The sequence below is a fragment of the Rahnella sp. 1L-D-7-B-C2 genome, assembly GCF_057290995.1.
This window is the reverse complement of sequence record NZ_JBXAVQ010000001.1, coordinates 214764-235369: the sequence shown is the minus strand read 5'-3', so window position 1 is coordinate 235369 and position 20606 is coordinate 214764. Positions and strand designations below refer to the sequence as shown.

At 45.2% G+C, this 20606-nt stretch carries 20 protein-coding genes and 1 other annotated feature; of the genes, 12 read left to right on the top strand and 8 right to left on the bottom strand.

The features are described 5' to 3' along the window. Positions 1-12 precede the first annotated feature (12 nt). The 9 genes from rfbA to wzzB all read left to right on the top strand — a co-directional run bounded on the left by rfbA (position 13) and on the right by wzzB (position 9619). Entirely contained in the window at positions 13-882 is an 870-nt protein-coding gene (rfbA, locus tag AC0Z7K_RS01065; RefSeq protein ID WP_485612376.1) for a glucose-1-phosphate thymidylyltransferase RfbA, read from the top strand. Position 883: 1 nt separating this feature from the next. After that, entirely contained in the window at positions 884-1417 is a 534-nt protein-coding gene (gene rfbC, locus AC0Z7K_RS01060) for a dTDP-4-dehydrorhamnose 3,5-epimerase (RefSeq protein ID WP_485612375.1), read from the top strand. Next, positions 1417-2295 (top strand): dTDP-4-dehydrorhamnose reductase, encoded by an 879-nt coding sequence (gene rfbD, locus AC0Z7K_RS01055; protein ID WP_485612374.1) that lies wholly within the window; start codon positions 1417-1419, stop codon positions 2293-2295. The genes rfbC and rfbD overlap by 1 nt, the downstream gene beginning before the upstream one ends. 118 nt (positions 2296-2413) lie before the next feature. After that, complete coding sequence (locus tag AC0Z7K_RS01050; protein ID WP_485612372.1) at positions 2414-3085, top strand: acyltransferase; 672 nt, start codon at positions 2414-2416, stop codon at positions 3083-3085. Between the two features lie 8 nt (positions 3086-3093). After that, positions 3094-4347, top strand: coding sequence for a hypothetical protein (locus AC0Z7K_RS01045; protein ID WP_485612371.1), 1254 nt, complete (start codon positions 3094-3096; stop codon positions 4345-4347). Continuing rightward, complete coding sequence (locus tag AC0Z7K_RS01040; protein ID WP_485612370.1) at positions 4340-5458, top strand: glycosyltransferase family 4 protein; 1119 nt, start codon at positions 4340-4342, stop codon at positions 5456-5458. The genes AC0Z7K_RS01045 and AC0Z7K_RS01040 overlap by 8 nt, the downstream gene beginning before the upstream one ends. A gap of 3 nt (positions 5459-5461) precedes the next feature. Beyond that, positions 5462-6709 carry a lipopolysaccharide biosynthesis protein gene (locus AC0Z7K_RS01035; protein ID WP_485612369.1) on the top strand — a complete coding sequence of 416 codons (1248 nt, stop codon included), beginning with the start codon at positions 5462-5464 and terminating at the stop codon, positions 6707-6709. Between the two features lie 266 nt (positions 6710-6975). Next, positions 6976-8385, top strand: coding sequence for an NADP-dependent phosphogluconate dehydrogenase (gndA, locus tag AC0Z7K_RS01030; protein WP_485612368.1), 1410 nt, complete (start codon positions 6976-6978; stop codon positions 8383-8385). A gap of 238 nt (positions 8386-8623) precedes the next feature. Beyond that, complete coding sequence (gene wzzB, locus AC0Z7K_RS01025; protein ID WP_485612366.1) at positions 8624-9619, top strand: LPS O-antigen chain length determinant protein WzzB; 996 nt, start codon at positions 8624-8626, stop codon at positions 9617-9619. 78 nt (positions 9620-9697) lie between these two features. Here the strand turns inward: wzzB and hisIE are convergent, their stop codons facing one another. Genes hisIE through hisG form a run of 8 tightly spaced genes read right to left on the bottom strand, consistent with a single transcriptional unit; the run spans position 9698 to position 16847 of the window. Continuing rightward, on the bottom strand, positions 9698-10312 hold the full coding sequence (gene hisIE / locus AC0Z7K_RS01020) for a bifunctional phosphoribosyl-AMP cyclohydrolase/phosphoribosyl-ATP diphosphatase HisIE (RefSeq protein ID WP_413528600.1): 615 nt from the start codon (positions 10310-10312) through the stop codon (positions 9698-9700). 23 nt (positions 10313-10335) lie between these two features. Then, positions 10336-11109 (bottom strand): imidazole glycerol phosphate synthase subunit HisF, encoded by a 774-nt coding sequence (gene hisF, locus AC0Z7K_RS01015; RefSeq protein WP_485612365.1) that lies wholly within the window; start codon positions 11107-11109, stop codon positions 10336-10338. Then, positions 11091-11828: a 1-(5-phosphoribosyl)-5-[(5-phosphoribosylamino)methylideneamino]imidazole-4-carboxamide isomerase gene (gene hisA, locus AC0Z7K_RS01010; protein ID WP_112164382.1), complete on the bottom strand. Its 738-nt coding sequence runs from the start codon at positions 11826-11828 to the stop codon at positions 11091-11093. Before hisA ends, hisF begins: the two co-directional genes overlap by 19 nt. Positions 11829-11833: 5 nt before the next feature. Continuing rightward, a complete protein-coding gene (gene hisH / locus AC0Z7K_RS01005; RefSeq protein ID WP_112164381.1) occupies positions 11834-12424 on the bottom strand; it encodes an imidazole glycerol phosphate synthase subunit HisH in 591 nt (196 codons plus the stop codon). Next, the gene (hisB, locus tag AC0Z7K_RS01000) at positions 12424-13491 is read right to left on the bottom strand and encodes a bifunctional histidinol-phosphatase/imidazoleglycerol-phosphate dehydratase HisB (protein ID WP_485612858.1); all 1068 of its coding nucleotides are present in this window, start codon (positions 13489-13491) and stop codon (positions 12424-12426) included. The genes hisH and hisB overlap by 1 nt, the downstream gene beginning before the upstream one ends. Positions 13492-13502: 11 nt before the next feature. Beyond that, a complete protein-coding gene (gene hisC, locus AC0Z7K_RS00995) occupies positions 13503-14630 on the bottom strand; it encodes a histidinol-phosphate transaminase (protein WP_485612362.1) in 1128 nt (375 codons plus the stop codon). Beyond that, positions 14627-15943 carry a histidinol dehydrogenase gene (gene hisD / locus AC0Z7K_RS00990; protein ID WP_485612360.1) on the bottom strand — a complete coding sequence of 439 codons (1317 nt, stop codon included), beginning with the start codon at positions 15941-15943 and terminating at the stop codon, positions 14627-14629. The genes hisC and hisD overlap by 4 nt, the downstream gene beginning before the upstream one ends. 4 nt (positions 15944-15947) lie before the next feature. Continuing rightward, positions 15948-16847 carry an ATP phosphoribosyltransferase gene (hisG, locus tag AC0Z7K_RS00985; RefSeq protein ID WP_056769589.1) on the bottom strand — a complete coding sequence of 300 codons (900 nt, stop codon included), beginning with the start codon at positions 16845-16847 and terminating at the stop codon, positions 15948-15950. Between the two features lie 93 nt (positions 16848-16940). Beyond that, positions 16941-17062: a sequence feature (His leader region), on the bottom strand. A gap of 327 nt (positions 17063-17389) precedes the next feature. On the opposite strand from hisG, the gene AC0Z7K_RS00980 reads away from it, so the two are divergent. From AC0Z7K_RS00980 to flhC, 3 genes are all read left to right on the top strand, one after another. Next, on the top strand, positions 17390-18214 hold the full coding sequence (locus AC0Z7K_RS00980; protein ID WP_413528603.1) for an SDR family oxidoreductase: 825 nt from the start codon (positions 17390-17392) through the stop codon (positions 18212-18214). Positions 18215-19495: 1281 nt separating this feature from the next. Continuing rightward, positions 19496-19840, top strand: a complete 345-nt coding sequence (gene flhD / locus AC0Z7K_RS00975; RefSeq protein WP_056769592.1) for a flagellar transcriptional regulator FlhD — start codon at positions 19496-19498, stop codon at positions 19838-19840. 22 nt (positions 19841-19862) lie between these two features. Then, a complete protein-coding gene (gene flhC / locus AC0Z7K_RS00970; RefSeq protein WP_112164377.1) occupies positions 19863-20471 on the top strand; it encodes a flagellar transcriptional regulator FlhC in 609 nt (202 codons plus the stop codon). Positions 20472-20606: the final 135 nt, after the last annotated feature.

Genomic DNA, 20606 nt, shown 5'->3' with positions numbered 1-20606 from the left:
AGGAAAAGGTTTATGAAAGGTATCGTTCTAGCTGGTGGTTCCGGAACCCGTTTGCATCCGATAACGAGAGGTGTTTCGAAGCAATTACTGCCAATATATGATAAACCTATGGTCTATTATCCTATATCTGTGCTAATGCTGGCTAATATTAAAGATATTCTAATTATTTCCACACCAGAAGATATGCCTGCATTTAAACGCTTACTGGGTAATGGTAGTAGATTTGGCATTAATCTCAGTTATGAAATCCAACCACAACCGGAGGGGTTAGCACAGGCATTTCTGATTGGAGAGGAGTTTATTAATGGAGATAAATGCGCCTTAGTATTAGGTGATAATATCTTTTTTGGGCAAAGTTTTGGGCAGAAACTTGAAAATGTCGCGTCACGGGAAATCGGTGCTACTGTATTTGGTTATCAAGTTATTGATGCTGAGCGTTTTGGGGTTGTCGAATTCGATGAAAACTTTAAAGCACTTAGTATTGAAGAAAAGCCTATTAAACCTAAATCAAACTGGGCAGTAACAGGCTTATATTTTTATGACGAAAATGTAGTTGAGATGGCTAAACTTGTTAAGCCATCGGTGCGTGGAGAATTGGAAATTACTACACTTAATCAGATGTATCTTGAAAAAGACTTGCTAAATGTTGAGTTACTCGGACGCGGTTTTGCGTGGCTTGATACAGGAACTCATGAAAGTTTGATCGAAGCATCACATTTCATTCATACTATTGAAAAACGTCAAGGCTTCAAGGTTGCCTGTTTAGAGGAGATTGCATTTCGTAAGGGATGGCTAACTAAAGAGCAAGTAGCATATGAAGCCAGTCAATTAATAAAAACGCAATATGGCCAATATTTAAATCAGATCATTGCGGGGAAATAGAATGCAGTTATTCAATACTAAAATTAATGATGTCAAAATCATACAGCCTAAAGTTTTTGGAGATGCACGGGGTTTTTTTCTGGAAACTTTTGAAAAAAAACGTTATCAAGAGATGTTAGAAATCGATTTAAATTTTGTTCAAGACAATCACTCTAGGTCATCGAAGGGAGTGCTTAGAGGTTTACATTTTCAAAAAAAGAATCCACAAGGGAAATTGGTTCGCGTAGTCCGTGGTGAAGTATACGATGTTGTCGTTGATATTCGTAAAGAATCTTCTACTTACGGTCAATGGGAGGGAGTGTTACTTTCGGAAGAAAATAAAACCCAATTTTGGGTTCCTCCTGGACTGGCGCACGGATTTATCGTTCTTAGTGATATAGCTGATTTTGAATATAAATGTACCGACTATTACAATCCCCAGCATGAAGGTTGTCTAATTTGGAATGACCCGCACGTAGGAATAGAATGGCCAGTTTTACATCCACTGCTGTCAGCTAAAGACCAAAAAGGTGTTTTCCTTAAGGATCTTGAATAATGAAAGTTATTTTACTTGGTGCTAGAGGACAATTAGGTCGTTGTTTACAGGATCGTTTTCCAAGTGAATGGGAGGTACTTATAACTGACTCAGATACTTTGGACATTTCAGACGCAGATTCTGTGGATAAAGTAGTCAGTTTTTTCAAACCTCATGTCATTGTGAACGCAGCTGCTTATACTGCTGTTGATCAAGCTGAGGAGGAAGTTCACATTGCAAGACAAATTAATGTAGAAGGCCCGCGAAATTTGGCTTTAGCAGCAAAAAAAAACGGCTCATTACTCATTCACGTATCAACAGACTATGTTTTTGATGGTTTCGGCACAAGACCATATATAGAGGATGACATAAAAAATCCACTTGGTGCATATGGTCAGACTAAACTTGATGGTGAAATTGCTGTTTCTCAAATTCTAACTTCAGCAATTATAATACGTACTTCTTGGGTCTTCAGTGAGTATGGGAAGAACTTTGTTAAAACAATGTTAAAATTAGCAAAGTTTCGTTCTGAATTAAGCATTGTTGATGATCAGCGCGGTTGTCCTACTTACGCCGGAGATATAGCTGAGACAATAATAACTTTAATTTGTAATAAGGTAACAGGAGACATCTATCATTTCTGCGGTAATGAGGAGGTTTCTTGGTATAATTTCGCGCAGACAATTTTTGATGAAGCGTACGAAATAGGACTAAGTTCCCAAAAGCCATTGCTGTTTCCTATTAACTCTAAAGATTATCCGACCCCAGCATCTCGACCTAATTATTCAACATTAAGTTGTGAAAAAATAAAACGAAAAGGCATAACACCATCTGAATGGAGAAAATCTTTAAAATATGTTTTAAATAGATGGAGTGTGAATCCCGAACTTTTAGATTAAATTTTTTTCAAAAATATCTATCTTCAACAATGCTAAATTAAAGGCACATCATTACTTATTTCACTGTAAGTTTCTTGAGTTTAATTAGCATCAGAATAATTTATGATAAGGGTTTAAAATGTTGTTTGAACGCCTGAAAAACAAGATTAAAGGAACTAAAGTGGGTGCTGGTAGTACAATTAACTTTCTTTTTTTTAGAGGGTTATTACCTTTGCTAAGAGGGCTTCTTTATAATATTACGCATTTGAGATTTAAACCGGTGATGCTGCTGGGTAAGGGTGTTGATATACACAGTAGTAAACACATAAAAAATGGAAATAACTTTTATATAGGGAACTATTCATATATTAGTGCGCTCTCAAATAGCGGACTCAAGGTTGGTAATAATGTTACTATAAGAGAATTTTGTTGGTTACAGATAACAAGTTCACTTAATAATCCTGGTGAGGGCATAATTATTGGTGATAATACCTACATAGGACCACGTTCTAATTTAGGTGCAGCTGCCATATTATCAATTGGGGAACGTTGTCAGATTGGTGCTGGGGTGAGTTTTATCGCAGAAAACCATGAGTTTTCTGCGGGAAATAAAATAATTGATCAAGGCGTTAAACGCAAAGGTATTACTGTCTCAGATGATTGTTGGATTGGGAATAATTGTATAATTCTCGACGGTGTTGAAATCGGTAAAGGTGCTGTACTCGGCGCTGGAAGCGTTGTTACGAAAAGTATTCCTGAAAATGCTGTTGTAGTTGGAAATCCTGCAAAAATAATTAAAATGCGTGGATAGGATATATTATGTTAAATTTTTTTATTTTAATATTTGTTTATTGTTTGTTTGGATTTAAATGGAATCTTATTGATTTTTATTCATCAGGTATAAGACCTGATGATTTCATTAGTTTACTCCTTTTAGCGCTCTCTTTATTTTATATTTTTAAAAATAGATCATTAAGAAAAATAAATAAGATGATATTTTATTTTATTTTATTTGTGGGCTGGAGTGTTTTTTCTGTAATATTTAATACGTTAGAAGGGCGGGTAGAATTTCTACCCGCATTAATATTTACATTCCGACACGTTGAGTACATGGTGTTTATTTTAGTAGGCTTTTACTTCGCTGAAAAAAAATATGACATAACACCATGGTTGAAATTTTATGTTATTTATGCTTTAGTGCTATTCGTTTTACAAAAATACTATATTGTTCCTGTCGTAAGTGGTTTTACTCCGGAGAGAGCCATTGCGAATACTGGTGGGCCGTGGGAGCTTGCTGGAGTTTCTTCATTCCTAGCTATATATTTTGCATTTTATAATAAAAATATTAAATTCGCTCTCCTGTCAATACTTATTTTGTTATTGACGCAGTCTAGAATATCGCTATTAGGTGTAACAGTGGTGTTTATTTTAGTTGCATTAAAAAAGAAAAAATTCCCTATTAAATATTATTTTTATGTCTCTACAGCTATATTATTCCTATGTGTATTTTTCATAGGAGTGCAATATTTTTCTGATGGATCAGTGATAGATAAACTGTCAGTCATTGACCGAATATCTAATTTTCTTTCTGATAAAACTTTGAAATTTTTGAGCGATTACATTGGTTCTGCACCGACAATTAAAGATCAGTTGAACTATCAGTATTATGGGTATGGTGGTAACATGAATGAAATATTATCCCTTGATGGAGATAATAGTGCTTTCATACGTTTTTATAGATGGATACTATTAATGAAGGCAACTTTCGACAGCGTTAGTACGGCAATGATAGGTCTAGGCCCTTCATTTGCCAGCGTTGCAGTTGATGGTTACTTCGTGAGGATCATAGCCGAAACAGGTTTAGTAGGTTTATTTATTTTCTTACTATTTATGAAGCAGGTTTTTTCCAGCAAAAATCTATTCCTTAAGTATTATTTCCTTTCTTTAGTCGTCACAGCACTATTTATTGATATATTTGTTACTTATAAAACCATGATGCTATTTTGGCTAATGGTTGGTTATTCATTAAAAAATAACAAATCATTAACTATGAGAGAAGCTAATCATGAGTAAAAGTGTACTATTTTTGACGCGAGACGATAATTCAGAAAAATTTGGGGGTGATACTAAACAACTTCAGATGTATCAACATTTCATGAGCGAGGAAGGGTGGAAGGTTGAAATAGCAAGTTTTTCTAATAGGATAAATAAATATTATGATTATGTATTTTTAGTTAATGTTGACAGGCCTAGTGATTTCATTATCAATTACAATGAAATTATTAAGAAAATAAAGTACACCTATTTATTCATTTTACCGATTCATCATTCATATAATGCAATTAATAACTTTGAAAAGCTAGGGAGAAAATCAGGTCTATTATCAGGTATAAATTTTTTTGGTTTTAGTTTTTTTAACAGAGAAAAAATAAAATCGATACTCAGATTATTATTAAATTTTAGTTTTAAGAAAGCATTATTTTATTTACCTATTATGCATAAAAATTGGAAGTCCGTTGTTGCTGACATAATTAATATTAGCGATGGTTGCTTTGTTTTATGTAACAATGAATATAAAGACCTACGCGAAGATTTTGACATCAATGATAACTTAAATTTTTATTCAGTGCCTAATGGCATGGATGAAATTAATATTAATCTTGTCAGAGACAAAAAAATGATTTTTGATGTCTGTGTTGTAGGGCGCATAGAAGAAAGAAAAAATCAGTTAAATATTATTGAAGCAATTAAACATCTCGATATTAAAGCTGTTTTCATAGGTGCTTTGAACGAAAATAATAAAAAATATACATCTATATTTATGGACGAAATACGTCATAGTTCAAAATTAACTTATGCAGGACCCGTTGGAAAACTGGAAGTTCAAAATTACTATCTTCAATCAAAGGTACATGTTTCCGCTAGTTGGTTTGAAGTGTTATCTTTGGTTGATATCGAAGCGTATAGCGCGGGATGCAACGTTGTGGTGTCTAAGAATGGTGGTAGTAGTGAGTTTATTGGAGCTCATGCCTACGTGTGCGAACCAGGGAATATAAAAGACATCCAAATGAAAATCCAGAGTGCAATCAAAAGCTATTTGCCAGAAGATAATATTCTCGACAAAAAATTCCCAAGTTGGAAAGAAGTAACTAAAATGTTGATGCTTTATATAGAGAATAAATAAACCATGCCAATTAAAAATATATTATCGACCTTGATAATAAGAGGTTTTTCTCTCGGGATAAGAATAATTTGTTATATTTTACTTCCTAATCTCATCAGTATTGAGCATTTTGGTGTTTTTGCTTATTTAATAGCTCTGACTGAAATTCTAAAAATAATCTGTGACTTCGGGCTAGATTCTTATAGTATTAAAAAATTTAGCGAAAATTCGAAATATTCAAGATTAATAAAAACTTATTCTATTTCTTTTTTTCAAAAAACAGTCATTCTGCTAGTTACTGTTTTACTTTTCAACTCTTATTTTATTTTTGTTGATGATTTAGGAATATCTTACACATATATTGTAATTTTTTCTTTTTTTTGCGTGTCACAGTTACTTATTAATCTCCCAGTGAGTTATTCTTTATCCAAAGGCGAACTAGGTAAATGTTTGGTGCCAGTTTTAGTTAGTTCTATTTTCTCACTATTGCTGCTCTCTTTTTCCTATCATTTAAAAATGCCGATGATGTGTCTATTAAGTGTATTAATTGGTGAACTAACTATCGCTGCTTGGTTAAATATAAATCGTATTAACCTGTTAAAAAGAAAATATTTGAAAATTAATTTTACTCTCGATAATTTCAAGAAACATTATTCTATAGGTATAGCAATGTTGGTTGCTATTACAAGCGCTAAATTCGATCTTTTTTTTATTAAAACCCATTTCGGATTTACGGATATGGGAGTTTACTCTTTTGCTCAGCGCTTTATTGATGTTGGTGGTTTTATCGCGGGTGCTCTGGCATCTAATGCCTATAGCTGGATGTCCAAAAAGGTGTCAGGTAACCTTTTTCAAAATTATGATGAAAATAAAAATTATATTTTAAAAGTAATATTAATATTTTTAGTTTTTGGCATTATATTATCCTTAGGGACACTACTTGTCGCACGGTTTTATATTATCTTTTATGTCGAAAAATATATAATTTCATTGCCAATTCTCTATGTTTTTTGCCTTGTACTCATGTTTCGTTGTGTTAACCTCTCGTTATCAGCTGCATTGATGACGCTTTCAGAATTTAAAAAACTGATGTTTATAAATACTTTTTTACTATTTGTGACAGTCTTAGCCGTATATACTTTATCTATTCACTTTTCATTGCTAGGAATTGCTTTTGGTGTGCTTTTCGCAGAATCAGTAAACTCTATGCTACAGTTTGCTTGCCTTAGATATTGTCTAAAAATAAAACAAACAAAATCCCTCTCAATTTAATGTATTTATAATTGCATATGTCATTGGTCATATAAAATCATCCGCGAAAAATGGATTTTCCACTTTCTTATATATGAATCGAAAATTAGCCTAATGTATTACCGGCATTAAGACGCTAGTCTCATATAACTGCAATAGGTTCCACCTCTGTCATTCTCATGTACAATACAGGCGTTCTTTTGAAATGCTCAGTATAGTTAAACTCAGTTATCACAGGGTTTTTGCCTTGGGACTGAGCAATCAACAATCACAGACAGGAGTTGCTAATGTCCAAACAACAGATCGGCGTTGTCGGTATGGCGGTCATGGGCCGTAACCTCGCGCTTAACATCGAAAGCCGTGGTTATTCCGTTTCCATTTTTAACCGCTCTGGCGACAAGACTGATGAAGTCATCGCAGAAAACCCGGGTAAAAATCTGGTTCCGCACTACACCGTCGAAGAGTTTGTTGACTCGCTTGAAAAACCACGCCGTATCTTGCTGATGGTGAAAGCCGGTGAAGCAACTGACAAAACCATTGCATCCCTGACTCCGCACCTGGATAAAGGCGACATCCTCATCGATGGCGGAAATACCTATTATAAAGACACCATTCGCCGTAACCGCGAACTGTCTGAGCAAGGCTTTAATTTCATCGGTACCGGTGTATCCGGCGGTGAAGAGGGCGCATTGAAAGGTCCATCCATCATGCCTGGTGGACAGAAAGAAGCATATGCGCTGGTTGCTCCAATCCTTGAGAAAATCGCAGCCCGTGCTGATGATGGCGATGCTTGTGTTGCTTACATCGGTGCAGATGGTGCAGGTCATTACGTTAAGATGGTTCACAACGGCATCGAATACGGTGACATGCAGCTGATTGCTGAAGCTTACTCTTTGCTTAAACAGTCTCTGAATCTGAACAACGAAGAGCTGGCGACCACCTTCGCTGAATGGAACAAAGGCGAGCTAAACAGCTATCTGATCGACATCACCAAAGATATCTTCACTAAGAAAGACGAAGAGGGTAAATATCTGGTTGACGTGATTCTGGATGAAGCCGCGAACAAAGGTACCGGTAAATGGACCAGCCAGAGTTCTCTGGATCTCGGTGAACCACTGACTCTGATCACCGAATCTGTCTTTGCACGTTACCTGTCTTCCCTGAAAGATCAGCGTGTCGCAGCCTCTAAAGTGCTGTCTGGCCCGGCCGTTAAACCTTTTGAAGGCGATAAAGCAGAGTTTATCGAGAAAGTACGTCGTGCTCTTTATCTGGGCAAAATCGTCTCGTATGCTCAGGGCTTCTCGCAGTTGAAAGCATCTTCTGACGAAAACAACTGGGATTTGAACTACGGCGAAATTGCGAAGATCTTCCGTGCCGGTTGCATCATCCGCGCCCAGTTCCTGCAGAAAATTACCGATGCTTATGCTGAAAACGCATCTATCGCTAACCTGCTGCTGGCTCCGTATTTCAAAAATATTGCTGACGAATATCAGCAAGCGCTGCGTGACGTAGTGTCTTATGCCGTTCAGAACGGCATTCCAACGCCGACCTTCTCTGCTGCTATCAACTACTATGACAGCTACCGTTCAGCAGTTCTGCCCGCTAACCTGATCCAGGCACAGCGTGATTACTTCGGTGCACATACTTACAAACGCACCGACAAAGAAGGCGTATTCCACACCGAATGGTTGGATTAAGTTCCTCTTTTATTAATCATTAAAACTGACGGCCCTTTATGGGGCCGTTTTTTTTCGACATAACTCTGTTTTGGAAACCTGCACTGGCAGTTACTACTTTCCAAAGATCTGTTTAATTAGTTTCATTTTTCGGTCTAATCTCATAAAAAACCTACATTGCGGATGAGTTTTTATCTATAACATGTTTATAATGCATATATAAATCGAATGTAAGTAAGTGGAAATTCCTAGGGCAATTATGAATCAAAACAATAATAGTATGACTAAAAATCAGCTCAATAAATCATCTGATGAAATTGATTTAATTGATCTGGTTGTACAGCTGTGGCGTGGTAAATGGCTGGTTTTATCTTTTGCCGTAATCGCTATAATCATCGCAGTTATTTACATCTCTGTTGCCAAACAAAAATGGACTTCTGAGGCTATAGTGACCTATCCTGACTCCGGTCAGATCGCTAACTACAATAACGCAATGGGCGTGCTTTACAGCCAGAATCCCGCTAACGCCCCTACTGTAGTTGATGTGCAACAACGGTTTTTCGGTCGATTTAACTCCGCTATTTCAGCATTGTCTGAGCAACTCGATAATCAAGGTATACCTGAGAAGTTAACTATCGCTCCTGCGGTCAAGGATCAGCCAACTCCACTTAAGATAAGCTATACCTCGACCAGTGCGGGTGAAGCTCAGAAAACGCTGACGACATATATTCAGCAGATTAATAAACGTGTTGTTACTGAACTTGACAACGATTTGCAAATCAGTATCAACTCGAAAATTGGCGATCTCAAGGAAGAACTGTCTACTCAGGAAAAAGTTGCTCAGGAGAAAAAAGATCTACGCTTGAAAATGTTAAATCAGGCTCTGATTGTTGCGCAACAATCAAATATCAAAGATACCCTGGTTCAGCAGGCTGAGACGCTTTCCGAAGATACTTTGTTCGTTCTTGGTAGTGATGCGCTGTCTTCTACTATTAAGAATGAAGCTACACGTCCATTGCCATTGGATGGTTCCTACTACAATGCCCGTCAGTCTCTTTTGGCCATCAGTGCATTAAAATCCAAACCGGATTCCACATATGCGATGCGCTATGTGATGAAACCTAACTTACCAATACGCCGTGATAGCCCTAAGAAAGCATTAGTTCTTATTTTGGGCGCTTTCCTTGGTGTCTTAATTGGCTCTTGTATTGTGCTAGGCCGAAATGCATTAAAAAATTATTCATCTCGCCAGTAACGTTACTATCTGCTTCAGAAAAACAAAAAGCCGCCAATGCTTACGCAAAGGCGGCTTTTTCATGTCTGTCGGTTAACGTTACTTCTTATGACGCTGACGCAGATTCTCGATCACTGCACTCAGGTTCAGATCCTGATCCTGCAGCAGTACCAGCAGATGATATACCAAATCTGAGGCTTCGTTTTTCAGTTCAAAACGGTCGTTGACGGTAGCCGCCAGCGCAACTTCGACACCTTCTTCTCCCACTTTCTGCGCAATACGCTTGGTGCCGCTGGCGTAGAGTTTTGCGGTGTAAGAGCTTTCAGGATCGGCCGTTTTGCGCGAGGCGAGCAGTTCTTCGAGCTGATACAGGAACGCCCAGTCGGTTTCGGCAGGGTGGAAGCAGCTGTTGTTGCCTTTATGGCAGGTTGGGCCGACAGGATTTGCCAGAACCAGCAACGTGTCGTTATCGCAATCCGGGGTGATGCTGACCACGTTGAGATAATTTTCTGAGGTTTCGCCTTTGGTCCACAAGCGCTCTTTAGTGCGTGACCAGAAGGTCACTTTTCCAGAAGATTGTGTGACGTTTAGCGCTTCCTGATTCATATATCCGAGCATCAGAACTTCACCGGATACCGCGTGCTGGATGATCGCTGGCATCAGATTGCCGACTTTTTCCCAGTCAAGCTGGCTGATTTGTTCACCGGTCATCAGACAGGTTTTTGATTCTTGATTACTCACAAGCGGATCTCCACGCCATTTTCGGCTAAGTAGCTTTTCAGCTCGCCAATATTAATAATTTGTTTGTGGAACACCGAGGCTGCCAGTGCGCCATCGACGCGTGCTTCTGTGAACGCTTCCAGGAAGTGTGGCATGGTGCCTGCGCCGCCGGAGGCGATCAACGGTACGTGGCACACCTCGCGGATCATCTTCAGTTGCTCAAGATCGTAGCCGTTGCGCACGCCGTCCTGATTCATCATGTTCAGTACAATTTCTCCGGCGCCGCGCTCCTGCACTTCCCTCACCCAGTCGATGGTCTGCCAGGTGGTGATTTTGGTGCGGGCTTCGTCGCCGGTGAACTGATGCACCTGATAGGTGCCGGTAGCGGCGTCGTGCCAGGTATCGATGCCGACAACGATGCACTGTACACCATATCTGTCTGCAAGACGGCTGATCAGCGTCGGGTCGGCCAGCGCAGGAGAGTTGATGGAAATCTTGTCAGCGCCGAACTGCAAAATGCGCCCCGCGTCTTCCAGCGTTTTAATGCCACCTGCCACACAAAAAGGAATGTCGATGACTTTCGCCACGCGTGACACCCAGCTTTTATCCACTACGCGCCCGTCACTGGAGGCGGTGATATCGTAGAACACCAGTTCGTCCGCGCCTTCCTGCGCATAACGCTGCGCTAAGGGTACGATGTCGCCGATGATTTCGTGATTGCGGAACTGCACGCCTTTCACTACCTGACCGTCTTTCACATCAAGGCAGGGGATTATCCGTTTTGCCAGCATGAGATTGCCTCCGTCACATTAAATTTGCCATCAAGCAAAGCGCGCCCGACGATGACACCCTCGACGCCGCTGTCACGCAGTTGTGCGATGTCGTCCAGAGAGCCGATACCGCCGGAAGCCTGAAAAGCCACCTGCGGATAGCGAGCGGTCACTTCACGATAAAGCTCAACGTTGGACCCGGCGAGCGTGCCGTCGCGGGAAATATCCGTGCACAGCACGTGTTTCAGGCCAAACGGCAAATACTGTTCGACGATCTGCTCGAGCGTGGCATTAGAGTTTTCCTGCCAGCCGCTGATGGCGACATTTTTCGTGCCGTTCGCGTCAATGCGCACATCCAGCGCCAGCACCAGTGCATCCGCACCAAAACGGCTGAACCAGCCTTGTACGGTGGCCGGATCTTTTACCGCCGTTGAACCCACAACCACGCGAGTCGCACCGGCGCTTAATAAGGCTTCGACGTCCTGCTCATTGCGGATGCCGCCACCAACCTGAACCGGCACGGAAACTCCGGCTAATAACTTTTTGAGCAAAGGGATCTGGCGGGCTGCCGGATCTTTCGCACCGGTCAGATCCACCAGATGTAAAACCTGTGCGCCTTGCTGCTGGTAATCCTGCAAACGTGGCAGCGGGTCGTTGCCATAGTCACGCTGCTGACCGTAATCGCCCTGATGCAAACGCACCACGCTGCCTTCGATCAAATCCAAAGCGGGAATAATCATGCTGTTTACATCTCCAGAAAGTTTTTCAGCAACTGCGCGCCCGCGGCACCGGAACGTTCGGGATGAAACTGCACGCCGAAGAAGTTGTCTTTTTGTACGGCGGCGCTGAACGGCTCGCCGTAAAGTGTTTGGGCTACGGTGTTTTTGCATACCGGCATGGCAAAACCGTGGACGAAATAGAAGTAAGCATTTTCATCAATGCCGCGGAATAAATGGCTGTCGGCGTTGGCGATAACCTGATTCCAGCCCATGTGCGGTAATGGCAGGCCATGATCCTGCATTCGCATTACCGGCGTCTCGATGATGCCCAGCGTATCAATACCGCCGTTCTCTTCGCTCGATGACGCCAGAAGTTGCATACCCAGACAGATGCCGAGTACTGGCTGAGTACAGGCTTTAATCAGCTCTATCAACTCACGTTGCTCCAGCTGTTCCATTGCTGCCTGTGCGGTGCCTACGCCTGGTAAAAACAGCTTATCGGCCTGCAACACGATTTCCGCTTCACGACTCACCGTCGGCTCGTAGCCCAGGCGCTGAACCGCATACTTCACGGAAGAGAGGTTGGCGCAGCCGGTATCAAGGATAACGACATTCATCACAGCACTCCTTTAGAGCTCGGCAGGGTGTTGCCATCAACGCGGATCGCCTGGCGCAACGTGCGGCCAAATGCCTTAAACAGGCTTTCTACACGGTGGTGATCGTTCTTACCTTTGGTGCGCAGGTGCAAAGTACAGGCCATCGCGTAAGACAGGGAGCGGAAGAAGTGCTCGACCATCTCGGTGCTCAGATCCCCGACGCGCTGGTAGTTAAACTCTGCTTTATATTCCAGATGCGGGCGGCCAGAGATGTCCAGCGCGCAGCGCGCCAGACATTCATCCATCGGCAGCACGAATCCAAAACGGCCGATGCCGCGTTTGTCGCCCAGCGCTTTGTTCAGGGCCTCGCCCAGCGCCAGCGCGGTGTCTTCAACGGTGTGGTGATCGTCGATATACAAATCACCTTTCACCTCGATGTTCATACGGAAACCGCCGTGGGTGGCTATCTGATCCAGCATGTGATCGAAGAAGCCAACGCCGGTACGAATTTTGCTGTCACCTTCGCGATCCAGCCAGACATCCACATCGATCGCCGTTTCACGAGTGACGCGATTCACTTTAGCGTGACGGTCGCGTTTGGTGAGCTGATCGGCAATCGCTCCCCAGTTGAGAGTATCGCGCTGGTAACGCAGACCGGCGATGCCCATATTGGCCGCCAGCTGGATATCGGTATCACGATCGCCGATGACATAACTGTTAGCGGTATCGAGCACGCCACTTTCCAGATAACCCTGGACCAGCTTAGTTTTCGGTTTGCGACAGTCGCAATGATCGGCTGGCAGATGCGGGCAGATCAGCACTTCGTCAAAGACGATGCCCTGCGACGTCAGGATTTGCATCATCAGGTTGTGCGGCGGATCGAAGGTTTCCTGCGGGAAACTGTCGGTGCCGAGACCGTCCTGATTGGTGATCATCACCAGTTTAAAGCCCGCATTTTGCAGCGACAGCAGGGCAGGGATCACGTCCGGCTCCAGTGCCAGTTTGTCCAGACGGTCGACCTGGAAATCCTCCGGCGGCTCTGAAATCAGGGTGCCGTCGCGGTCAATAAAAAGCGTTTTCTGCAATATAGGACTCTGGCTCACATGTGCTCCTTGCGGGGGCTATTCTGTTCAATAAAGGGGGCATTGGTGCCCGGTAACGGTTGCAGGGCGTCAATGACCCGCTGAAGTTCCTGCCGTGTACCGATGGTAATACGTAAACAGCCGGAAAGCCCCGGTTGCTTGTTCTGATCACGAAGGATAATGCCCTGATCCCAGAGATTTTTAAACACCGCGCTGGACGCCGTGAAACGCGCGAGCACATAGTTGGTCTCACTTTGGAAAACCTGCTCCACGCAGTCGCATTTTTCCAGTTCCGCCATCAGCCAGGCGCGGTTTTCGCTCACTTCCACCACACGCTGACGCATGATCGCCAGCCCTTCCGGGCTCAGCGCCTGGGCTGCAATATCCGCAACCGGCGTGGATAACGGATAAGGCGCAATCACTTTCATTAATAAGGCAATCAGTTCGCCGTTGGCGATGGTGAATCCGCAACGCAGGCCAGCCAGTGCGAATGCTTTCGACAGTGTGCGCAGCACCGCCAGATGCGGGTATTCCTGCAACCAGCCGGTGACCGTGGCCTGCGGGCAAAACTCAATATAGGCTTCGTCGATGGCCACGATGGCGCGGCCACGCGTCATCTCTAACACGGCGCGAAGCTCTGCCGGATCGATAAGATTCCCGGTCGGATTGTTCGGGCTGCATACGTAGACCAGCTTGACGCCGTCCAGCGCGGCCTCGATAGCCGGAAGATCCAGCGACCAGTCGGCTTTCGCGGCGACGGTGCGGCCTTCAACGCCGATGGTCTCTGCGCTGACGCTGTACATGCCGTAAGTGGGCGGGCAATAAAGGATGGCGTCTTTGCCCGGCTCGCAGAAAGCGCGGATCAGCAGTTCGATCCCTTCGTCTGCGCCACGGCTGACCAGCACCTGTTCAGGATCGACACCGGCGTAGGCAGCGTAGCGGTTAATGACCAGCGCGGGCTGACATTCGGGATAACGGTTAAATGTCTGCGCGGTGAGTTCGAACTGCGGCGCAATGGCGTACTCGTTGGCGTTCAGCCACACATCGCCGTTGCCACCCAGACGACGGGCAGACTGATAAGGCGTCAGTTCGCGCACGTTCTGGCGTGCCAGAACCTGAATGCTCAGCGTGTTTTCATCGCTCATAATCCTTGCTCCTTCAGTACGTTCACGCGCAGCGTCACGGCATTTTTGTGCGCGGTCAGTTGCTCCGCCTGCGCCAGCGTTTCGATTGTCGTGGCGAGACCCAGTAAACCTTCAGGCGTTAACTGCTGAACGGTCATCCGTTTCTGGAAATCCGCCAGACCAAGGCTGGAACAGGTGGCGGTGTAACCATAAGTCGGTAAGACGTGGTTAGTGCCGGACGCGTAATCGCCCGCTGATTCCGGTGACCAGTCGCCAAGGAATACGGAACCGGCGCTGGTAATGCTGTCCACCAGTTGCTCCGGCTCACGGGTTTGCAGGATCAAATGCTCAGGGCCGTAGGCATTGCTGATTTCGATACACTGAGCGATATCTTTCGCAACAATCAGACGGCTGCTGGCCAGCGCCTGACGCGCAATGTCGCTGCGTGACAGCGTTTGCAGCTGGCGCTCGACTGCTTCGCCGACGGCCTGTGCCATCTTCATGTCCGGCGTCAGTAAAATCACCTGCGAATCCGGGCCATGTTCGGCCTGAGACAGCAAATCAGAGGCCACGAAATCCGGCGTTGCGCCGCTGTCGGCGATCACCAACACTTCGGACGGACCGGCAGGCATATCAATCGCCGCACCGTCCAGACTCTGGCTCACCTGACGTTTCGCTTCGGTCACATAGGCATTGCCCGGGCCGAAGATTTTCGCCACACGCGGAACGCTCTCGGTGCCAAATGCCAGCGCGGCAATCGCCTGCGCGCCGCCCAGCTGATACACCTCTTCCACGCCGCACAGTTGCGCGGCATACAGAATTTCATCGGCAATCGGCGGCGGTGAACACAGCACGACCTTTTGGCACCCGGCGATACGCGCCGGGGTAGCTAACATTAATACGGTTGATACCAGCGGTGCAGAACCGCCCGGAATATACAAACCCACCGACTGAATAGGGCGGGTCAGCTGCTGACAACGCACGCCTGGCTGAGTCTCGATATCCACCACCGCCAGCTTTTGTGCCTGGTGGAACGTATTAATATTGCGAACGGCGTGCGCCATCGCCTGTTTCACGTCATCACCTAAACGCGCCGATGCTGCCTCGATCTGTGCCGCAGTCACGCGCAGGTCTTGCACTTCAGTCTTATCAAAGCGGGCGCAAAACTCGCGCAACGCACTGTCACCTTCGCTGCGTACGCGACGCAGGATCTCGCTGACAGATTCGGTAATACGGTCTGATGCCGAAATCGCCGGACGGGTCAGCAGGCTGCGACGCTGTTGTTCGTCGCATTGCTGCCAGTCAATCGGGGTAGTGAACGCGTTTGGCTGCATGGCATTACTCCATCATTTTTTCGATTGGCAGAACCAGAATCGAGCTGGCGCCCAGCGCTTTCAGTTTCTCCATGGTTTCCCAGAACAGCGTTTCGCTGCTGACCATGTGCATCGCCACACGCTGCTGATCGCCGGCCAGCGGCAAAATGGTTGGACGTTCAGCGCCCGGCAGCAGGGCAACGATTTCGTCCAGTCGTTCACTTGGCGCGTGCAACATAATGTATTTGGATTCGCGCGCCTGAATCACGCCCTGAATACGGGTCATCATTTTGTCGATCAGTTGCTGTTTGGCTTCCGGCATCTCGCCATCGCGCTGGATCAGGCAGGCTTTCGAGCGGTAAATCACTTCTACTTCGCGCAGGCCGTTGGCTTCGAGCGTTGCGCCGGTGGAAACCAGATCGCAAATCGCATCAGAAAGGCCGGCGCGCGGCGCGACTTCAACGGAGCCGTTCAGCAGACAGGATTTGAAATCAACGCCCTGTTTGTCGAGATATTGTTTGAGCAGGTGAGGATAAGACGTGGCGATACGGGAATTTTGCAGGCTTTGCGGACCGGTGTATTCAGCATCGAGCGGGGTGGCTAATGACAGACGGCAACCGCCGAAATCCAGACGACGCAGAGTGAAGTAACGCGGATCTTCACCCTGTGCGCGCCGGGCCAGCAACTCTTCTTCCAGCACGTTCTCACCGATGATACCCAGATCGACCACGCCATCCATGACCAGCCCCGGAATATCGTCATCACGTACACGCAAAATGTCGATCGGCATGTTTTCTGCGAAGGCGATCAGGCGTTGTTCCTGCAGATTGATTTTAATCCCGCAGCGCGCCAGCAGTTCGCGTGACTCGTCGCTCAGGCGACCTGATTTTTGCATTGCTATCCGTAAACGTGTTTTATCCAGCATGATGACCTCAATTTCTTTATTTTCAGTTTTAATATCGTAAATGTTGTGTGCAGAGTTTTTTGTACAAATGCTTTTACTTCAATTCGTTGGGACAAAAAAAAGCCCCCGGAAGCAATCTTCCGGGGGCTTTCTCTGCGTTCTGCTCCACTGGAAGATCTAGACAGTCTTCCAGCACCAATCGCCTGCAAGACTAGTCAGGGTGATGGTGATGATGGTGGTTAATCAGAACGTTTGTCATTATCGTATCTCGTTAAGTTCATTCAATGCCGCAATGCTTTAACTGAAAACATTCGCCACACAAATCAAATTCGGTTGCCAATAAAACTAAACTATCGGGCGGCTTCAGCGCAACCTTTTTTTCCGATGATGAGTTTTTCTTATCGGCAGGGGCTCTTTCATCGATAAAATGAATGATCTGTTAACAGTCCCGGAGAAAAGCTTACGCATCTATAAGGACGGAAGGGCTAGTATAAAGAGTAGCGTTTAAGAGATCGGCAGATGGCGCCTGGCGACCATCGGTCACAGAGCAAAGGGAGTGAGATATGAAGAAGGTTTCGATTATTGGGTTAGGCTGGCTGGGAATGCCTCTGGCGATGGCGCTGGCGGCAAGAGGCTACGACGTGGTGGGCAGCAAGACTACCCCCGATGGCGTGGACGCTGCCAGAATGGTTGGTATCGACTGCTATCCGTTAGTGTTTACCCCTCATATGGAATGCGAAGCAGAAGATCTGGATAAGCTGCTAAACGTCGATGCTCTGATTATTACTTTACCGGCACGCAGAACTGTCGAAGGCAGCGAACTCTATTTTCAGGCGGTACAGCTGCTGACCGACAGCGCGCTGGCGCATAACGTTCCGCGCATCATCTTTACCAGCTCGACGTCGGTCTATGGTGAAAGAGAAGGCATAGTGCGTGAAGGGTCAGCGCTCGAGCCTGTCACCTCCAGCGGCAAAGTGCTTAAAGAGTTGGAAAACTGGTTACACAGCCTGCCGCACACCTCGGTAGATGTCTTGCGTCTGGCCGGGCTGGTGGGGGGCGATCGTCATCCGGGACGTTTCATGGCCGGTAAGACGGACGTGAAGGGCGGACAAAACGGCGTAAACCTGGTGCATCAGGATGATGTGATCGCGGCGATCACCTTATTGCTGAGTCTGCCGAAAGGCGGCCACACCTATAACCTCTGCGCACCGCATCATCCGGCTAAGTCCGAATTCTATCCGGCTCTGGCACGTCAGATGGGCCTGGAAGCGCCGACGTTTGCTGAAGAAGCTTCAGCATCGAAAGGCAAAACGGTAGACGGCGAGCGCATCTGCAAAGAGCTGGGTTTTGAATATCAATACCCCGATCCGCGGACGATGCCTTTCTAAGCGATGTCACAACCATTACTCTGCGAGTAATAATATTAAGTGATGACCTGCCGGAATTAGCGGCAGGTTAATCCAGTCAGAATGCTCATTGAGTAATGAACTGACAGCTTTTGAATGAAAGTCTTCCTCCTCCATAATCGTCTCATCAGAGTTAACATCACTTTCTTTATTTAAAAAACCTACCTCAATAACCCTTTATTTCGCTGGTTGATTAACTCATTGCGTTGATGGGGTTGTCAGAAATGTTCTTTACGCGTTTTTTACTGATAAAAAGGGGATAAGACCGCTGTATAGGTAATAAAAATCCTAATCGCCATCTTTTTATTTGTGATTATCCGGTATAAACCACTTTTTTAAGTCTGATCACTAAAGTTATTGTGAAGTTTGCCGATACCGGAGGACGGCATATTGCCCGCGTAACATCACATCTGCTTATCAATCTGGTCTGCTCACCGGATGACTCCCCGTACCCAAACACATTTTCTTACACTCATTGTCTTTTTACTTTTCAAATCGTGTAGTTGTTCACGTTTTCAAAACCTTTCGCATCATTTTTAACCAAAATTCCTTAACGCAAATCCGCCACACCCCGCATACTGACTGGGTTGTGTACATTTAGCACAATGATCGCACTATCAGAAATTACCAGCACATTTCACTGTGCAGTCTATGCTTAAGTTAGGATTATTCTTATCATTTGGCTTTAGGCGGTCTTTGTACAAAATGATCTCAAAACCCCTCAAAAAAGCAGTCTGGAGGCGGGTTTTTAGATGCTTTTTTACTTTTGCGTTAAAACTGCGCAAATTTTTACGATAAAGTGCGCTTTTTAGGATAAAATAAATTTCAATTATGTGATGTGCGTCACACTTTATTCAAAATTCGTGATCAGTTAGATTGTATGTAAAAAGGAAAGAGGGGTAGAGTTGCGTCGTAGTAAGATTATTCCTAATAATGTATGTAAAAGCGTTTCACTGAACGACACGCCATCACAGCAACGGACCCTGCCAGTACACCAAAACTGATATGTTTGAAGATTACTTAGCATTGCAATTGTCACACTTAATTTAGTTTACATCAGGAACAACCTTGTATTGGCGGTGAAGTAAATACCGCGGGATAAATCCATTTTTACGTCGTGAGATTTATTAATCAGCCAATGATCTAATTGTTTTGATAGTGAAAAAATACTCCCTGACAAGCCGGGTAAAACTCTTGCTGCATGGAATATGTCTATCAATCAGCCACATTAAAAATGTGGCATCGGTAATGGGGTAGAACAGCATGTCCGAATTGCTTAAGCACATATATGATATCAACCTGTCATATTTACTTTTGGCACAGCGTTTGATTAACGACGAAAAAGCCTCCGCAATGTTCCGTTTAGGGATAGATGACGTGATGGCAGATGCTTTAGGTCAACTCACGTTGCCACAGATGGTGAAATTAGCTGAAACGAATCAGCTTCTTTGCCAGTTTCGCTTTGATGACAGCAAGACCATTGAACGCCTGACTCAGGAATCCCGCGTCGACGATTTGCAACAAATCCACACCGGTATCCTGTTGTCGAGCCACCTGCTTAAAGGTCTGGCGGCGAGAGACAGCGGCGCCATGAAGAAAAGGGCGTAGTCATGTCTATTAAGGGCGCAACATGCTAATCAAAGACACGCCAGTTAAACCGGCGGAAAAAAGCATTGTTCAGGAAGCACGTGATATTCAGCTCGCCATGGAGCTGATTTCACTCGGCGCGAGATTGCAGATGCTGGAAAGCGAAACGCAGTTAAGCCGTGGCCGTCTGATAAAACTTTATAAAGAATTACGTGGCAGCCCGCCACCTAAGGGCATGTTGCCGTTCTCGACGGACTGGTTCATGACCTGGGAGCAAAACATTCACTCCTCGATGTTTTACAACGCTTACTCTTTCCTGATGAAGAGCGGGCATTGTAATGGCGTCGAAGCAGTGATCAGTGCCTACCGTTTGTACCTCGAACAGTGCCCTGAACAGCCGGGTGAAGCCCCGATTTTAGCGCTGACCCGTGCCTGGACGCTGGTGCGTTTTGTCGACAGCGGCATGTTGCAGCTTTCCGCCTGCAACTGTTGCGACGGTTCATTTATTACCCATGCACACCAGCCCCGCCACGGGTTTGTTTGCAGTCTTTGCCAACCCCCATCCCGCGCAGTAAAAAAACGTAAACTTTCCCCGCAGGTTGCCGATATAACATCTCAAGAGCTGGACGAAAAGGTCAAGCGCGCAGTCTGAGATGTCAGGGTCGCAGTAAGAATGCCCGGGCGGTGGTAACACCGCTCCCTATTTTTCCCCCTCATCTCTTTGCCTTTGTCTGGCACCGTTTATGCAATTGTTTGGTATTGCATAGACTTCGGCAGGCTCACGGCG